Genomic DNA, 15,439 nt, shown 5'->3' with positions numbered 1-15,439 from the left:
CTCGCGTGCCTTTCGTGGATGTGCGTACCGCTGTGGCGTTCACTGGGCGTCGTCCGCGGGCGCGGTGCGGCCGGCGTGCAGGGCCGCCGCCATGCGCATGCCCTCGGACCAGGCGACGGGGCCGACCTCGTGCAGCGGAAGGCTCCGGTACCCGTCCCCGTGGCTCCAGGACAGGCCGCCGGTCCAGGCCTTCTCCTCGGTGTACGGGTCGCTCATGCCGACGGAGGCGGTGAAGACGCGGCCGGCGTCCCGGACGCGGTCGATGATGCGGCTCCCGGAGACCTGGTAGCCGAGGGACGTGGCCCGGGCGGACAGGTGGAACCACGAGCGGTACTCGGCGCCCGCGAACTCGGTGACCACGTCGGTGTCCGCCGCGTCGGTCTCCCCGGGGACCGGCCAGGTGGCCCGGTGGATCTGCTCCACCCCCTGGACGACTCCCAACTCGGCCGCGAAGGTGCGCAGTTCCTCCAGATCGGGCAGGAGCACCGGGTGGGGCATGGTCACCGTACGGGGGGTCAGGCGGACGGTCTCGCCGTCCAGGTTCACCACCCGCAGCCCGTCCGACTCGTCCGCGTCGCGCAGGAAGCCGACCTCGTCGGGGCCCTCGCCGACCACGACGATGTCACGCAGCGCCGCCTGCCAGGCCTCGTCGGGCCACACCCGTGCGAGCAGCCCGGTCGGCACCGGGAGCGAGGACACCATCCAGTGGTCGACCTGCGCCACGCACTCGGCGGCGTGCCGGTCCAGCCACTCGGCGAAGCGCTGGAGTTCGACCACCTCGGGGCGGTCCCGTATCTCCGCGGGCAGCGTTCTCTCCCGCTGTCCCTCCGCCGCCGCTGTCGACGACGCGGACCGCGCCACCACCCGGCCCTCCACCAGAGCGACTTCGTACGTGTCGCCCGCTGCCAGCCAACCCATCAGGTCTTCGCCTCTCCCGCTGCTAGGAACACACGGCACAGCACACGAGCCGACCCGGAACCGACACGCTCCGCTGTGGTGTTGGCCAAAGACTAGGGGCACCCACCGACAGCGGCGGGTGGCGATCGGCGCGGTGCTTTCGCGCCAGATTGGACAACGGCGGTTTTCGGCCGGGCCCGGCGTCCGTCCGGCGGCGGTCCGGTCGGGCCGGACCCCGCGGGGCGGCCGGCCCCGGGCGACGGGCCCCGCCCTGGCCAGGACACCAGGGACCGGGGCCCGGGGACGGCCGCCCCTCGCCGGTTCCGGCCCGGACCGCGGCCGTCCGCGGATTGGTGTGTTATCCGCCCTTCTTCGCTCGGTCACCCGTCCCTTCCCTCCCGGGACGAACCTCGGGAGACGGCGGATTGCCTCCGATGCGGTTCGCACGTGCGTACGTGTCGTGTTCCACCGTCCCGAATAGGGGCACATGGCCCGATGGCGCGGGGGCGCGCGGAGTCGGCGGTCCGAACGGGACCGCCGCCGACATGAGGTGGGGGAGATGGTTCGTGTTGTCGTGGTGCACGACGAGAAGCTGTTGCGCTCGGCACTGGTGCAGCTCCTGAGATCCGACGGCGCCTTGGAGGTGTCCTCGCACTGTCCGGACGCCGACGGCGCGGAGCGTGCGGCGTGGCCGGCCGACGTCTGCGTCGTGGACGGCGAGTGCCTGTCGGGGCCGGACGGACGCGGTGCGGGGGTGCGGGCCGGGTACGGTGACCGGCTCGTCGTCCTGACGACCGCCAAGCGGCCGGGTGTGCTGCGCCGGGCGTTCGACGGGGGCGCCCTCGGTCTGGTCGACAAGAACGCCCCGGACCATCGGCTGATCGCGGCGGTGCACACGGTCGCCAAGGGCGAGCGGTTCCTGGACGAGACCCTCACCGTGGCCCTGCTGGAGGGCGCGGAGATGCCGCTGACCACGAGGGAACTGGGTGTCCTGGCCCTGGCCTCCCAGGGGGCGCCGATCGCGGAGATCGCGGCCCTCCTGCACCTGTCCCGGGGCACGGTCCGCAACTACATGGCCACGGCGATCCGGAAGGTGGGCGCCCGCAACCGCATCGACGCGATCCGCATCGTCCAGAGCGCCGGCTGGACGTGAGCCCACCCCGGTCACGGCTGTCGGGGCGGCCCCGTGTGCCAGTGGCCCGTCAGCTCCCGGTAGAGGGGTGAACGGCTCAGCAGTTCCTCGTGCGTGCCGCACTCCGCCCGCACGCCGTCCAGGACCAGGGTCCGGTCGGCACGGACCGCCGAGGACAGACGGTGCGCCACCACGAGCAGGGTCCCGGGCCGCCGCGCGAGGTTCTCCTCCGCGCGGGCCTCGGCGGCGGGGTCGAGATGGCAGGTGGCCTCGTCGAGCAGCAGCAGGGGGGCGGGCGACAGATGTGCGCGGACCAGCGCGAGCAACTGCCGCTCCCCCGGTGAGAGTTCGGCGGGTCGCACCGTGCCGTCCAGCCCGCCCAGTCGCTCGACCAGGGGCCGCAGCCCGAACGCCTCGACCGCCGTGTCGAGTTCGGACCGGCTCGCGTCCGTCCTCAGATACGCGAGGTTGTCGCCGACGGTGCCGGAGAACACGTAGGCCTCCTGTGGGACCAGCACCCGCAGTGCGGCCAGTTCGGCGGCGGGGCGCCCGGTCACCACGCGGCCCGCCACGCGCACCTCGCCGCGGCTCGGCGCGAGCGTCCCCGCGACGAGGCGGGTGAGGGTCGACTTGCCGATGCCGCTCGGTCCGACGACGGCGAGGTGTTCGCCCGGGGCGACGCGCAGGTCGAGCGCGTCGAGCACGGGCTCGGCGCGGACGCCGTAGGAGAGGGTGACGGCGCGCAGGTCCACCGCCGGGGCCGCGGCGGTGTGCGCCGCGAAGGCCGCCGCCGCGGGCGGACTCACGGTGCTCGGCGCCGGGCCCGGCTCCCGCACCTGCTCCGGCGTCCGCGCCTGCTCCTGCTTTTGCTCCTGCTCCTGCTCCCGCTCCGGGCCGAGGATCCGGTCCAGGACGACCAGCAGCCGGGACCCGGCCGCGCCCAGCGCGGTCATCAGGGTGTGCAGGGCGGGCAGCAGGGACTGGACGAGGTAGGTGAACGCGCCGAGCAGCGCGCCCGCGCTCACCCCTCGCCCGCGCAGCCACCCCACCGCCAGCAGCAGCGCGAGCACGGGAAGATGACCCGCGACGCCGAGCGACGCCGTGCGCACCGCCGCCCATCCGGCCAGCGTCCGGGCCGCCGCGGCGGCCTCGGCGACCAGGTCCGCGCCATGCCGCTCCGCCCCCGGCCCGGTCCCGCAGGCGGTGAGGTCCCGCAGGGCCGCCCGGGCGTGCGCCGCGTGGTCGCCCAGCGCCTCGTCGGCCGCCAGGGCCCGGCGCTGGGCGGCCGCCATGGGCCGCAGCGTGACCAGGAACAGCGCGAGACCGGCCGCCAGCGGGGGCAGGACCACCACGAGGAGGGCCGGGTGCAGGGACAGCAGGCCGAGCAGCGCGCCGACGGCCGTGAAGACGAAGGACCGCAGGGTCAGGACGAGGCCGGCGAAGCTGTCCCGGGCGATCTCGACCTGGTTCGTCAGCCGCGAGACGGCCGCCCGGTCCGTCCCGCCGGGCCCGCCCCGCGCCGCCCGGGCCATGGACCGGTCGACCGCACGCCGCACCAGTGCGTCGCGCAGCGGTTCGGTCACCCCGGCGAGCTGGGCGAACACTCCCCGGACGACCGGGGCGCCGAACAGGACGCCGACCAGGGCGGCCCCGAGCCACAGCAGTCCGCGGCCCGGGTCACCGGCGAGGAATCCCTCGTCGACCGAGCGGGCCACTCCGTACCCCACCAGGAAGGCCTGTCCGGACTCGGCCAGCGACCAGAGCCCCAGCCGTACCAGCACGCCTTTGCGGTGGGCCAGGAAACGGCGCGCCGAGGGCGTGAGGCGGCGCAGCGCCCCGGCCCCGGCGTCGCGGTCCGGGTCGTCGTCCGGTGCCTGCGCGCGGCGGTACCCGGCGGACGTCACGGCCGCACCTCTTCGGGCTCGGAGCCGCGTACGGCCCCCGGACCACTGCCGCCGACATCGTCACCGGCAAGGGCACCGGCGCCCGCACCCGCACCCGCACCCGCACCGAAGACCGCCCGGTACCCCGCCGTGTGCCACAGGTCGCGGTGGGTCCCGACGGCGCGCACCGCCCCCTCCTCCAGCCAGAGCACCAGGTCGGCCCGGTCCGCGACCGACGGCCGGTGGGCGACCACGAGCCGGGTCCCCGGCCGCACCGAGCGGCACAGCGCCTGGTTCACCTCGTGCTCCGTGGCGGTGTCCAGACTGGACGTGGCGTCGTCCATCACCAGCAGCCGCCCGGCGTGCGCGAAGGCCCGCGCCAGTCCGAGCCGCTGGTGTTCCCCGCCCGAGAGGGGCGCCTGCGGCAGCGGGGTGTCGTAGCCGTGCGGCAAGCGGCGTACGAAGCCGTCGGCCCCCGCCGCGCGGGCCGCCTGCCGCACCCGCTCGCGCGAGGGCCGCCGGGCCCCGGCGGCGATGGCCTCCGCGACCGTGCCCTCCCCCAGTGCGGGGCGTTCGAAGGCGTGGGCCACCTCGGTGCGCAGCGCCTCGTGCGTCAGGAGGTCGAGCCGGACGCCGTCCAGCAGTACGTGTCCCTCGTCCGGGTCGATCAGCCGTCCCGCCACCGCCGCCAGGAGGGACTTGCCCGCGCCGCCGCGGCCGACCACCGCGACCGTGCTGCCGCCCGGCACCCGCACATGATCGACGCGCAGCACCTCCCGGCCGCCGCGCCGCACGCGCACCCCGAGCAGTCGCAGCTCTCCCGGCCCGTCCGAAGGCAGGAGCCGCGTACCGTACGCCAGCGCGGGCATCCCTTCCAGCTCCTGGGTCCGGCGCCGTGCCTCGCGGGCCCGGACGATCGCCCCGAGCAGGGACGCCGCCGCGCCGACACCGGCGGTGAGCTGTGCGTAGCGGCCGACGGCGAGCAGGTCCCCGACGCTCAGTTCGCCGGCCGCCAGCCGCAGTCCGCCGACGGCGGTGGCGACCAGGGTGAGGAGCGGGACCAGGACTCCGCTTCTGCCGAGCGCCCGTCCGTGCAGGGCCCACATGTGCCGTCCCTGGGCGGCCAGTTCGGGCAGCGGTGCCAGGACGCGGGCGCGCTCGCGGGCGCCGGTTCCCGCGGCGCCGATCGTGTCCGCGCCCTCCAGGGCCTCGAGCAGCCGGGAGGCGATCAGGGACTGGGTGCGCTGGTAGGCGGCGACCGTGGCGCCCGTGTCGCGGGCGAAGGAACGCAGCAGCAGGGCCAGGGCGGGCAGACCGGTCAGCACGCAGAGCGCCACCCACACGTCGACGAGGGCCAGCGCCACGAGGGCGCCCAGCGGGGTGATCAGTGAGGCCGCCAGCGCCGCCCGGGCCGCCGGGGCGCCGCCCGCGTCCGCGGCGTTGAGGGTCAGGCGGGTCCCGACGTCGCCCGGCGGATGCGGTCGCGCCCGGTCGGGTGCGGCGCGCAGCAGTCCACGCAGGGCACGGGTGCGGACGGACGCCGTCCAGGCGGCGTTGCAACGCCCGGTGAACAGCGAGGTCGCGCTGTCCAGCAGCAGTTCGCCCAGGAGCAGCCCGGCGCTCAGCAGGAGCCACCGGCCCGCGTCGCTGTCGCGCAGCAGCAGATCCAGTGTGCGGCCGAGGACGAGGGGCTGGGCCACGGCCGCCACGGCCGCCGCGACCGAGCACAGCAGCACCAGCGCTTCCAGCGCACGCCCGGGTGCCGCGCCGTCGGTCCCCTTCCGCCTCCCGGGCGCCTGCCGCGCAGCGGGCCTGCTCGTTCGCACCGGCGAAATCCTCCGTAGGTCCGGGCGGGAAGGCGGCGGCGCCCCGGGACGGAACCCGGGGCGCCGCGCCCGGCGACATGGCTCACCATGCCGCCGCGGCCGTGAACTCCCGCGTCAGTTACAGGTCGTGATGCTCAGGCTGCTGTCGCCGCAGAGCAGGAGGCTCGCGCGGCTACCGGTCTCGACGTCCCCCATGGCCTCTTCCTTCGGGGTCTCCATCGACTGCAGGTCGAACAGGTTCATGACTTTTCCCTTCGTACGGCAACGGGTGTGCTTTTCTCACGACCCCTGGTGGGGCCGGGTCACAGGGCCGCCGGTCGGGCTCGGCGGCGGCAGGAACGGCAGGGCGGCGGGCGTGTCGCCGAGGACGGAGGCGACGGCCAGCAGGCATCCGGCCGTTCCGGTGGAGAGGTCCATGGACAGGCGCATCATCTGCTCGCCGGGGAAGGCGAGCCGGTCGCGGTAGGACATGGCGTGCCAGGACAGGGCGTCGAGTTGGCGCCGTACGGCATCCGGGCCCGCGCCGGGCGCCGTGGCCGTGGTGCGGCCCAGGTACAGGATCATTCCGGCCACGCCCCGGTAGAGGCCCGGCTGGGCGTAGAACATCGCCTGGGCCGCGGCCACGATCTCGTTCCTGGCCCGCGCGAACTCGTCGTCCGCCCGGTGCGCCAGGTAGTCGTCCAGCACGATGCCGATGCCCACGCTGCCGGCGCCCAGGTAGGGCATGGTGCGCCAGCCCTCGTCGACCTGCAGCGCACCGCCCGCGCCGCGGACGCAGCGGGCGAGGTCCTGGCGCAGCGCGTCGCGGGCGAGGTCGAGGAGGGCGGAGTCCCGGGTGCGTTCGAACAGACGCAGGAAGAGCAGCGCCCGACCCGCACCGCCGTACAGCAGCCCGGCACGGGAGCGGCCGCGGCTCACGCGGTCGGCCGGTACCCGCTCGGCAGGCGCGCCGTCGGCGGTCAGTTCGGCGCAGCGCAGCGCCGCCGAGCGGAGCGCGTCCTGGCCGGTGGTGGCGGCGAGCGAGTCCAGGGCCAGACCGAGTCCCGCGGTGCCGCCGTGCAGGTCCGGGCCCAGGTGGTCGAAGGGCTGGTCGAGGAGGAGTTCGGTGAGGTCGAGGGCGCGGTCGCGGTGGCCGAGACGCTCCAGGGTCCAGGCGATTCCCGCGAGCCCGTCGTGGAAACCGAGCGGCATGCCGGACGGCGGCTGCTTGGTCCGCTCCAGCAGCCACTGCTCGCCCTCCTCGTCCCGTCCGGCCCCGCTCTCGGCCAGGGCGTACAGGACCCCCGCCGCGCCGTGGGCGAAGGCCAGCCCGCCGCCCGCGGAGGCGAACTGCGCGATGTCGCCGGGGAAGAGGCGGTCCGTGCGGGACGGCGTCGTGCAGGCGCGGATCGCCTCGGCCATGGAGTCCCGGCTGCGCGGCCAGTCGTCCGGCCGGACCGCTGCCACCGGCCCGGCGGGCCGCCCTGCGGCCGGTCCCGCGGACCGTCGCGTCCCAGGAGTCCCGTCGACGCGGGTGATCTCGTCGACCGCCGCGTCCAGGAAGGCCCGGTCCACCGGGAACTGCTCGGCCACCACGTCCGCGAGGTGCGCCGCCTTGTGCCGGTCGACGGCCAGCAGACTGGTGAGCGGGAGGAACAGCGCGAGCCGCAGACACGCCAGCGCGTACCGGTCCACCGCCACGCCCCGCCGGTCGGCAGGCGCCACGAACCCCGGGTTCGCCACGGTCTGCCGGCCGGGTCCGTCGACGTCGTGGGCGGCCTCGAAGTCCAGCAGGGCGACGCTGCCGTCGTCCCGGACCATGATGTTGAACAGGTGCAGGTCGTTGAAGACCACGCCCCGGGCGTGCACTTCCGCGACGGCGCGTTCCACCCGCGCGTGGATGTCGAGGGCCCAGGCCGTGTACTCGGCCAGTCTCCGCTCCCCCGGGTCCGCCTCGATGAGCGGGTGACGGCGGGCGAAGAACGTGTTGAGCGGCTTGCCGTCGATGTACTCCAGGACGAGGAAGTGGTGCTCCCCGACCGTGCGGTGGTCCAGCACCTCCGGTGTGCAGTCGAGGCCCGACAGCCGTTCCAGCGCCCGGCGTTCCCGGTGCAGCCGGGTCACGGCGTCGGCGCCGTCGGCCGCGAGACCGGCGTGCGGACGGGCCTCCTTGAGGACGACCCGCTCGCCGGTGCGGGTGTCACGGGCGAGGTAGACGCCCCCGCCGTTGGAGAAGTGCAGCGCCGATTCGACGGTGCAGGGCAGGCCGGTCACGGTCACCGCGGCGCGGGCGTCGAGGTGCGGGCGCAGGAAGGCGGGCGGGTCGACCCAGTCCGGGACGCGGAAGACCGGGCCGCGCAGGTCGGGCACCAGCACGCCGTCGGGGCCGGTCACGGCGGGTCTCAGCTGTCCGTCCGCGTCGTAGCAGTCGCGGCGGGTGAAGCCGCCGTAGCGGACGTGCACGGGTCCGTCGCCGATGCGCAGGTCGCTCAGGATGTGCGGTCCGGGCTCGCCGGCCAGCAGTGCTGACAGCTCCCCCGCGAGTCGTTCGCACTCCGCCTCGTTGGCCGGGTACACGGTGATGAACTTTCCGCTGCCGGCCCGGTCCGCGTACTTGGCGTTGCGCTGGTGCAGCAGATAGCGGCTGGGCACGAACTTGAAGGCCGTACCGCCGGCGACGCAGTGCCGCCACACGCGGTCGAGCACGGACTCCGCGTTGTCGAGGCAGGCGGAGACATGGATCTTCCAGCCCTGCGCGGGCAGGTCGGCGTCGATCGGGCGCAGCGCGAGCCAGTCCCCGCTCTCGTGGCGCTGCCACCCCTCGGGCACGGGCGAGGAGGCCGCGGCGTACCGGGAGCGCGAGGTCCCGGTCCGGGGGGCCGTGCGGTGCGGGGCGTCGTAGAAGTACGGGTCCGCGTCGCAGTACACGGCGTAGCCCTTGTTCACGGCTTCTCCCTCCCACCGGTCGCTGACGGGAACGACGCTGTCACGCGGCCTACGGCCCCGCACAGTTGCCGCTGTCATCACTCCGACGTGCGGAACGCACAGGTAACTTCACGGGAGGAGGAGGCCGGAACGGGATAATTCCGCCGGGCGGAAGTCCTGTTGCCGGGGCCGGGTGCCATGGCGATGGTGTGACCACACGACGTCAACGACGACGGGAGCCGCGCATGCCGCACCTGACCGCCTTCGCCAGGAACCAGTGGTACGTCGCCGCCTACAGTCACGAGGTGGGGCGCGAGTTGCTGGGCCGCACGGTCCTCGGTGAGCCGCTCGTGCTCTACCGCGCCGAGGAGGACGGGAGCCCGGTCGTCCTGCACGACCGCTGTGTGCACCGCCGCTATCCGCTGTCCGAGGCGCCGACCCGGCTGGACGGCGACCGGATCGTGTGCGGGTACCACGGGTTCACGTACGACACGACCGGGACCTGTGTGTACGTGCCGGGCCAGAAGCGGGTCCCGCGCACCGCCCGGGTCGCCTCCTACCCGGTGGCCGAACGGGACTCCCTGGTGTGGGTGTGGATCGGCGACCCGGCGTTGGCCGACCCGGAGGCGGTCCCGCGGGCCCGGCACCTGGACGCGCCCGGCTGGGTCACGGTCCGGGGCATGGAGCCGATCGACGCGGACTACGGGCTGCTGGTCGACAACCTCCTCGACCTGTCCCACGAGACGTATCTGCACGGCGGTTACATCGGCACGCCCGAGGTCGCCGAGACGCCGATCACCACCGAGGTCGACGAGGGCGCCGGGATCGTCCGGGTGAGCCGGCACATGGACGACGCCGAGTGCCCGCCGTTCTACGCCAGGTCGACGGGCATCGGCGGGCGCATCGACCGCTGGCAGGACATCGAGTACCACGCCCCCTGTCTGTACGTGCTGCACAGCCGGGTCGCCCCGACCGGTGTGGTGCCCGCCCCCGACGGCAGCGATCCGGACGGTTTCCACACCGAGATCACGTACGCCATCACCCCGTCCGGCGACGGCAAGGTGTACGACTTCTGGGCGGTCTCGCGGGACTGGGCGACGGACGACGCCGAGGTCACCGAGTTCCTGTACAAGAACAACCGCACGGTCGTCATGCAGGACGTCGACGCGCTCAACCTGCTCCAGCGCACGCTCGGCAGTGAGCGCACCGGCTACCAGGAGCTGAGCATCAACATCGACACCGGGGGCCTGGCCGCCCGCCGCATCCTGGCCCGGCTGGTCGAGGAGGGCGGCAAGCCCGTCGAACGGGCGGCCCGATGAGCGGGCGCACCCGCGAGGTCTACCGCATCGACTGGCTGCCCGGCACCGACGTGCTGCACGGCACCTGCCACTGCGGCGCCGAGCACACCGCCGAGGACCCGGTCGCGATGTGGGAGTGGATGCTCGCCCACCCGCGAGGACACGACCTGCCCGGGAGCGGTTCATGAGCCCGTACGAAGCCGAACTCGTCGTCGACCGCCGGGAGACCGCGGCCGACGGCGTGCTCGCCCTCACCCTGCGCCACCCGCTGGACGGACCGCTCCCGGACTGGGAGCCCGGCGCCCACGTCGACGTCGTCCTCGGTCCGGGCCTGGAGCGGCAGTACTCGCTGTGCGGCGACCCGGCCGACCGGGCGGTGTGGCGGATCGCGGTGCTGCGCGAGACGGACGGACGGGGCGGGTCGGCCTACGTCCACGAGGAGGTGCGGCCCGGGGACAAGGTCCGGGTGCGCGGCCCGCGCAACAACTTCCGGCTGGAGCGCGCGCCCCGCTACCGTTTCGTCGCGGGCGGCATCGGCATCACCCCGATCCTGCCGATGCTGGCCGCCGCCGAGCGGGCGGGCGCCGAGTGGAGCCTGCTGTACGGCGGGCGGACCCGGGCCGGGATGGCGTTCACGGAGGATCTGGAGCGGTACGGCGACCGGGTGACGATCGTCCCGGAGGACGAGTCGGGGCTGCTCGACCTCGCGTCCGTGCTCGACGACGTGCCCCAGGACACCCTGGTCTACTGCTGCGGGCCGGGTCCGCTGCTGGATGCCGTCGAGGGGCGCTGCCCGGCCGGGAGCCTGCGCGTGGAGCGGTTCCGTCCGAAGGAGGCCGACGCTCGGGACCCGGCCGGGGCGGAGTTCGAGGTCGTCCTCGCGCGCAGCGGCCGTACGGTCGTCGTCCCGCCCGGCGTCTCGGTCCTGGACGCGGTCCGCGAGGCGGGCGTCGAGGTGCTCTACTCCTGCACGGAGGGGACCTGCGGGACCTGCGAGACGGAGGTCGTCGAGGGGAAGCCGGACCACCGCGACTCGGTGCTCACCGAGGAGGAGCGGGCGGCCGGGGAGACGATGCTCGTCTGTGTGTCGCGGTGCCGGGGCCGACGGCTCGTGCTGGACCTGTGACTCCACGGCGGCGCATGCTCGGTTGAAACCTCAACGGCCCATCTCGGCACGGGCATTGACCAGGGCCGCACCCCGGCCCTACGTTCCCGCTGAGCACGTTCCCACTGAGCACGTTCCACTGAGCACGTTTCTCCAGGGGGAGTCATGCGTCGTCTGTTCGTCGGCCTCACGGCCGTGTCCGTCCTGGCCGCCGCGACCGCGTGCGGCTCGTCCGACGACTCCGGGGGGTCGGACGGGTCCGGCTCCTCGGGAGGCACCACCGAAGTGAAGGTGGGCCTCATCCCCATCGTCGACGTCGCACCCCTGTACCTCGGTCAGAAGAAGGGGTTCTTCGAGAAGCAGGGGCTGAAGCTGTCCTTCTCCGGCGCGCAGGGCGGCGCGGCGATCGTGCCGGGCGTGGTCAGCGGCCAGTTCCAGTTCGGTTTCAGCAACACCACGTCCTTGATGATCGCCCAGTCGAACGACGTGCCGGTGAAGGCGGTGGCCAACGGCATCGCCTCGACCGGCGAGGTGGGCAAGGACTTCGAGGCGCTCACCGTCAAGGGGGACAGTCCGCTCCGGTCGCCCAAGGAGCTGGAGGGCAAGAAGGTCGCCATCAACACGCTGAAGAACATCAACGAGACCGCGGTGCGGGCCTCGGTGCGCAAGGCGGGCGGCGACCCCGACGAGGTGGAGCTGGTGGAGCTGGCCTTCGACCAGATGCCGGCCGCGCTCGACGCCGGACGGATCGACGCGGCGATGGCGGTGGAACCGGCGCTGGCCACCATCAAGAGCCAGGGCGGCCGGGAGATCGCCTCCCCCATGATCGACGTGGCGCCGAAACTGACGGTGGCCATGTACTTCACCTCCACCCGGTACGCGCAGGAGCACCCCGAGGTGGTGAAGAAGTTCCAGGACGCCACCGCGGAGTCCCTCGCGTACGCCGACGCGCACCCGGACGAGGTCCGCGCGATCGTCACCACCTACACGAAGATCCCGGCGGACGTGCTGGCGAAGGTGACCCTGCCGAAGTGGCCGCCCGAGCCCAACCGCGCCGCCGTCGAGGAGCTGGCGAGACTCGGCGAGGCGGACGGCCTGTTCAAGCGGGCGCCGGACCTGGACAAGCTGCTGCCGTGAGGGGCGCGAACGCCGCACTGGGTGCGGCCGGGCTCGCCGCCTTCCTCGCCCTGGGCGAGGCGGTGCCGCGGCTCGGCCTGGTCGAGGAGGACTACTTCCCGCCCACCAGCCGCATCGCCGGCGCGCTCGGCACGGAGGTCGCGGACGGCGCCTTCTGGACCGCGCTCGGGGACACCCTCACCGGCTGGGCGCTGGGCCTGGCCGTCGCGGTCGGCGCGGGCGTCGTCGTGGGCGTGCTGCTGTCCGTGGTGCCGTACCTGCGCGAGGCGACGGCGTCCACGATCGAGTTCCTGCGCCCCATCCCGTCGGTGGCGCTGATCCCGCTGGCGGTGCTGCTGTACGGCACCGAGCTGCGGTCGGTGCTGCTCCTGGTGGTCTATGCCTCCTTCTGGCAGGTGCTGATCCAGGTCCTGTACGGCGTGCGGGACGTCGACCCGGTCGCCGAGGAGACGGCGCGCTCGTACGGCCTGGGCGCCTGGGCGCGGGTCCGGTACCTGCTGTGGCCGACCGCGCTGCCGTACGTCATGACCGGGGTGCGGCTGGCGGCGGCCGTGGCGCTGATCCTCGCGGTCACCGCCGAACTGGTCGTCGGGGCGCCGGGGCTCGGTGCCCGGATCGCCGTGGCGCAGACCTCGCAGGCCGTGCCCGAGATGTACGCGCTGATCGTCGTCACCGGTGTGCTGGGCCTGCTGATCAACGTCGGCGCGCGGTCGGTGGAGCGGCGGGCGCTGGCCTGGCACCAGTCGGTGCGCGGGGAGGTGGCGGTGTGAGGCGCCTGCTGCTGCGGCTGGTGTTCGTCCTCGCGCTGCCGGTGGTCCTCGTGACCGTCTGGTGGGTGACCTCGTCCGGCAGCGAGGACGTGTACTGGCCGCCGCTGCGGACGATCGTGGAGACCTTCCCGGACGTGTGGACCGGGGAGCGGTGGCGCGGTGACGTGCTGCCCAGCGTGCTGCGGCTGGCAGCCGGTTACGCGCTCGCGGCCGTCGTCGGCGTCGCGCTCGGCACGCCGATCGGTTCCTACCGGCGGGTGCGGGCGGTGTGCGAGCCGGTGCTGGAGTTCCTGCGGGCGGTGCCGCCGCCGGTGCTGGTGCCGGTCATCATGCTGTTCGCGGGCATCGGCGACACGATGAAGATCGTCGTCATCGCCGCCGGGTGCGTCTGGCCGGTGCTGCTCAACACGGTCGAGGGGGTGCGGGCGGTGGACTCGGTGACGGCCGAGACGGCCCGCTCCTACGGCATCACGGGCTTGGCACGGCTGCGGCACGTGGTGCTGCGCTCGGCGAGTCCGCAGATCTTCGCGGGACTGCGGCAGGCGCTGTCGATCGGCATCATCCTGATGGTGATCAGCGAGATGTTCGCCGCCAGCAACGGGCTGGGCTTCACCATCGTGCAGTTCCAGCGTTCCTTCGCGATCCCCGACATGTGGACCGGCATCCTCCTGCTCGGACTGCTCGGGTTCGTGCTGTCGGTCCTCTTCCAGCTGGTCGAGCGGCGGGCGCTCGGCTGGTACCACGGCCTGCGCGCCGCCGCCCGGCGGTCCCGGTGAAGCTCCTGAAAGGGCGGTCCATGCTCGACGTACGCGGCCTGAAGAAGGTGTACGAGGGTTCGGGGCGGCGGGTCGAGGCGGTGCGCGATCTGACCTTCACCGTGGCGGCCGGTGAACTGGTCTGCCTGGTCGGTCCGTCGGGCTGCGGCAAGACGACGCTGCTGAAGTGCGTGGGCGGGCTGCTCGAACCGACGGCGGGCGAGGTGTTCCTGGCCGGCCGCAGGGTGTCCGGTCCGCCGCCCGGGATGGCGTTCGTCTTCCAGGAGTACGGACGCAGCCTGTTCCCGTGGATGCGGGTCGGCCAGAACGTCGAACTCCCCTTGAAGCGCAAGGACCTCAGCCGGGCGCGACGCGGGGAGCTGGTCGCGGACGCCCTCGCCTCGGTCGGCCTCGCGGACGCCACCGGGGCCTACCCGTGGCAGTTGTCCGGCGGTATGCAGCAGCGGGTGGCCATCGCGCGGGCGCTGGCGTACGAGCCCGAGGTGCTGCTGATGGACGAGCCCTTCGCGGCGGTGGACGCGCAGACCCGCGCCGAGCTGGAGGACCTGGTACGGGCGTTGTGGCGGGAGCGGGGCATCACGGTCCTGTTCGTCACCCATGACATCGACGAGGCCGTCTATCTGGGGCAGCGGGTGATCGTGCTGTCCGCCTCCCCCACCGTCGTGCGGGAGCAGCTCCGCGTCGACCTGCCGGACGGGCGGGACCAGGTGCACACCCGAGTGGCGCCGCGCTTCGCGGAGCTGCGCACCCACGTGTACGAGCAGGTCCAGGCGGCGAAGCGCGGGGCGGCGGACGCACCGCCGGCGCACTGACCACCGGTCACTCGGCGGTGGGGACGACCCTGAGGTGGGACGGGGCGCGGTGGGCGCGCGGCGACCGGTGCGCGGTGCGGCGCGGCTCCCGCAGGACCAGCGTCATCCGGGTGTAGCCCAGCTCCTGGAGCGCCGCGGGCGTCTCGACCACGACCCGGCACTCGGTGGTGCCCCGGCGCGGGTCGGGGTGGTGCAGCGGCCGTACGGCGCCGTCGTGTTCGACGGCCCGGTCGCCGACGGCACGGATCCAGTGCGGCAGGCCCTGGCGGTAGGCGGCCTCCATGATCGGGTCCTGGGCGATGTCCCGGCGGACGGCCTGCAGGCCGGGGTCGTGGCCGTAGCGCTCCAGCGCGGCGGCGAAGTGCGCCAGCATGGGCAGGCACCAGCTCGACTCGTGCTCGCCGAGGACCGTGGCGGCGTCGGGGTGGAAGAGGACGAACCTGAGGAAGTTGTCGTCCGGCATGGCCGTCGGATGCGGTCCCGCGCCCTGGAAGAGTGTCCGGAAGGCGCTGTTGGCCAGCACCACGTCCCAGCGGTGGTCGACGACGAGGGAGGGGAAGGGGACGGCCTCCAGGAGGGTGGTGTAGTCCTGGAGATAGGCCTGGGCCTCGGGGGTCGCGGGGGTGGGCCGCGGCGCCGACCGCTGCCCTCCTGCCTGAAATGCCATCGGGAGGTCACCCCTCTTGCCTATGCGGCCTTCTCGCGGCGTCCCGCATCCTGGCGCCCCGACGCGAGGCGTGTCAACTATCGTGGCATTTCGTGCCTGTTGACGGCTGAAATAGGCCACAGTTGTGGCGATGCCTGGATGTGAGTTCGAGCGGCAGGCTACTCTCCGGGAAGTTCACGGCAACTGCTTGTGAGAAGCCTGTGAGGCCTGTGAGAGACCTAGGAGAGCAGTC

The 15,439-nt window shown here is 73.7% G+C and carries 14 protein-coding genes; 8 read left to right on the top strand and 6 right to left on the bottom strand.

Features of this window, described 5'->3' with window-relative positions; genetic code table 11:
- Nucleotides 1-39: 39 nt before the first annotated feature.
- Nucleotides 40-918 carry a DUF4132 domain-containing protein gene (locus ACGH52_RS33045; protein WP_399944718.1) on the bottom strand — a complete coding sequence of 293 codons (879 nt, stop codon included), beginning with the start codon at nt 916-918 and terminating at the stop codon, nt 40-42.
- Between the two features lie 529 nt (nt 919-1,447).
- Between ACGH52_RS33045 and ACGH52_RS33040 the strand changes: the two genes are divergently transcribed.
- Nucleotides 1,448-2,050 (top strand): response regulator transcription factor, encoded by a 603-nt coding sequence (locus ACGH52_RS33040; protein ID WP_171987494.1) that lies wholly within the window; start codon nt 1,448-1,450, stop codon nt 2,048-2,050.
- 11 nt (nt 2,051-2,061) lie between these two features.
- Here the strand turns inward: ACGH52_RS33040 and ACGH52_RS33035 are convergent, their stop codons facing one another.
- From ACGH52_RS33035 to lanKC, 4 genes are all read right to left on the bottom strand, one after another.
- On the bottom strand, nt 2,062-3,861 hold the full coding sequence (locus tag ACGH52_RS33035) for an ATP-binding cassette domain-containing protein (RefSeq protein ID WP_399946961.1): 1,800 nt from the start codon (nt 3,859-3,861) through the stop codon (nt 2,062-2,064).
- 68 nt (nt 3,862-3,929) lie between these two features.
- Nucleotides 3,930-5,738 (bottom strand): ABC transporter transmembrane domain-containing protein, encoded by a 1,809-nt coding sequence (locus ACGH52_RS33030; RefSeq protein WP_399944714.1) that lies wholly within the window; start codon nt 5,736-5,738, stop codon nt 3,930-3,932.
- A gap of 114 nt (nt 5,739-5,852) precedes the next feature.
- Complete coding sequence (locus ACGH52_RS33025) at nt 5,853-5,981, bottom strand: SapB/AmfS family lanthipeptide (RefSeq protein ID WP_003972313.1); 129 nt, start codon at nt 5,979-5,981, stop codon at nt 5,853-5,855.
- A 36-nt stretch (nt 5,982-6,017) separates the two neighbouring features.
- On the bottom strand, nt 6,018-8,663 hold the full coding sequence (gene lanKC / locus ACGH52_RS33020; RefSeq protein WP_399944711.1) for a class III lanthionine synthetase LanKC: 2,646 nt from the start codon (nt 8,661-8,663) through the stop codon (nt 6,018-6,020).
- 224 nt (nt 8,664-8,887) lie between these two features.
- Here lanKC and ACGH52_RS33015 point away from each other — a divergent pair, with 224 nt between their 5' ends.
- The 7 genes from ACGH52_RS33015 to ACGH52_RS32985 all read left to right on the top strand — a co-directional run bounded on the left by ACGH52_RS33015 (nt 8,888) and on the right by ACGH52_RS32985 (nt 14,540).
- Entirely contained in the window at nt 8,888-9,961 is a 1,074-nt protein-coding gene (locus ACGH52_RS33015; RefSeq protein ID WP_076977330.1) for an aromatic ring-hydroxylating dioxygenase subunit alpha, read from the top strand.
- Entirely contained in the window at nt 9,958-10,128 is a 171-nt protein-coding gene (locus ACGH52_RS33010; RefSeq protein WP_076977329.1) for a hypothetical protein, read from the top strand. Before ACGH52_RS33015 ends, ACGH52_RS33010 begins: the two co-directional genes overlap by 4 nt.
- Nucleotides 10,125-11,066: a PDR/VanB family oxidoreductase gene (locus ACGH52_RS33005; RefSeq protein WP_399944707.1), complete on the top strand. Its 942-nt coding sequence runs from the start codon at nt 10,125-10,127 to the stop codon at nt 11,064-11,066. The genes ACGH52_RS33010 and ACGH52_RS33005 overlap by 4 nt, the downstream gene beginning before the upstream one ends.
- 144 nt (nt 11,067-11,210) lie before the next feature.
- Nucleotides 11,211-12,182 (top strand): ABC transporter substrate-binding protein, encoded by a 972-nt coding sequence (locus tag ACGH52_RS33000; RefSeq protein WP_399944704.1) that lies wholly within the window; start codon nt 11,211-11,213, stop codon nt 12,180-12,182.
- Complete coding sequence (locus ACGH52_RS32995; protein ID WP_399944701.1) at nt 12,179-12,952, top strand: ABC transporter permease; 774 nt, start codon at nt 12,179-12,181, stop codon at nt 12,950-12,952. The genes ACGH52_RS33000 and ACGH52_RS32995 overlap by 4 nt, the downstream gene beginning before the upstream one ends.
- The gene (locus tag ACGH52_RS32990; RefSeq protein WP_210974753.1) at nt 12,949-13,728 is read left to right on the top strand and encodes an ABC transporter permease; all 780 of its coding nucleotides are present in this window, start codon (nt 12,949-12,951) and stop codon (nt 13,726-13,728) included. The genes ACGH52_RS32995 and ACGH52_RS32990 overlap by 4 nt, the downstream gene beginning before the upstream one ends.
- A gap of 20 nt (nt 13,729-13,748) precedes the next feature.
- Entirely contained in the window at nt 13,749-14,540 is a 792-nt protein-coding gene (locus ACGH52_RS32985) for an ABC transporter ATP-binding protein (RefSeq protein WP_399944697.1), read from the top strand.
- A gap of 7 nt (nt 14,541-14,547) precedes the next feature.
- Here the strand turns inward: ACGH52_RS32985 and ACGH52_RS32980 are convergent, their stop codons facing one another.
- Nucleotides 14,548-15,207, bottom strand: coding sequence for a hypothetical protein (locus tag ACGH52_RS32980; RefSeq protein WP_399944694.1), 660 nt, complete (start codon nt 15,205-15,207; stop codon nt 14,548-14,550).
- Nucleotides 15,208-15,439 lie beyond the last annotated feature (232 nt).

The sequence above is a fragment of the Streptomyces sp. BBFR25 genome, from assembly GCF_044590125.1.
Lineage (GTDB): Bacteria > Actinomycetota > Actinomycetes > Streptomycetales > Streptomycetaceae > Streptomyces > Streptomyces canus_D.
Note: the sequence above shows the minus strand (reverse complement) of the source record. Positions and strands in the feature narration are given on the sequence as shown.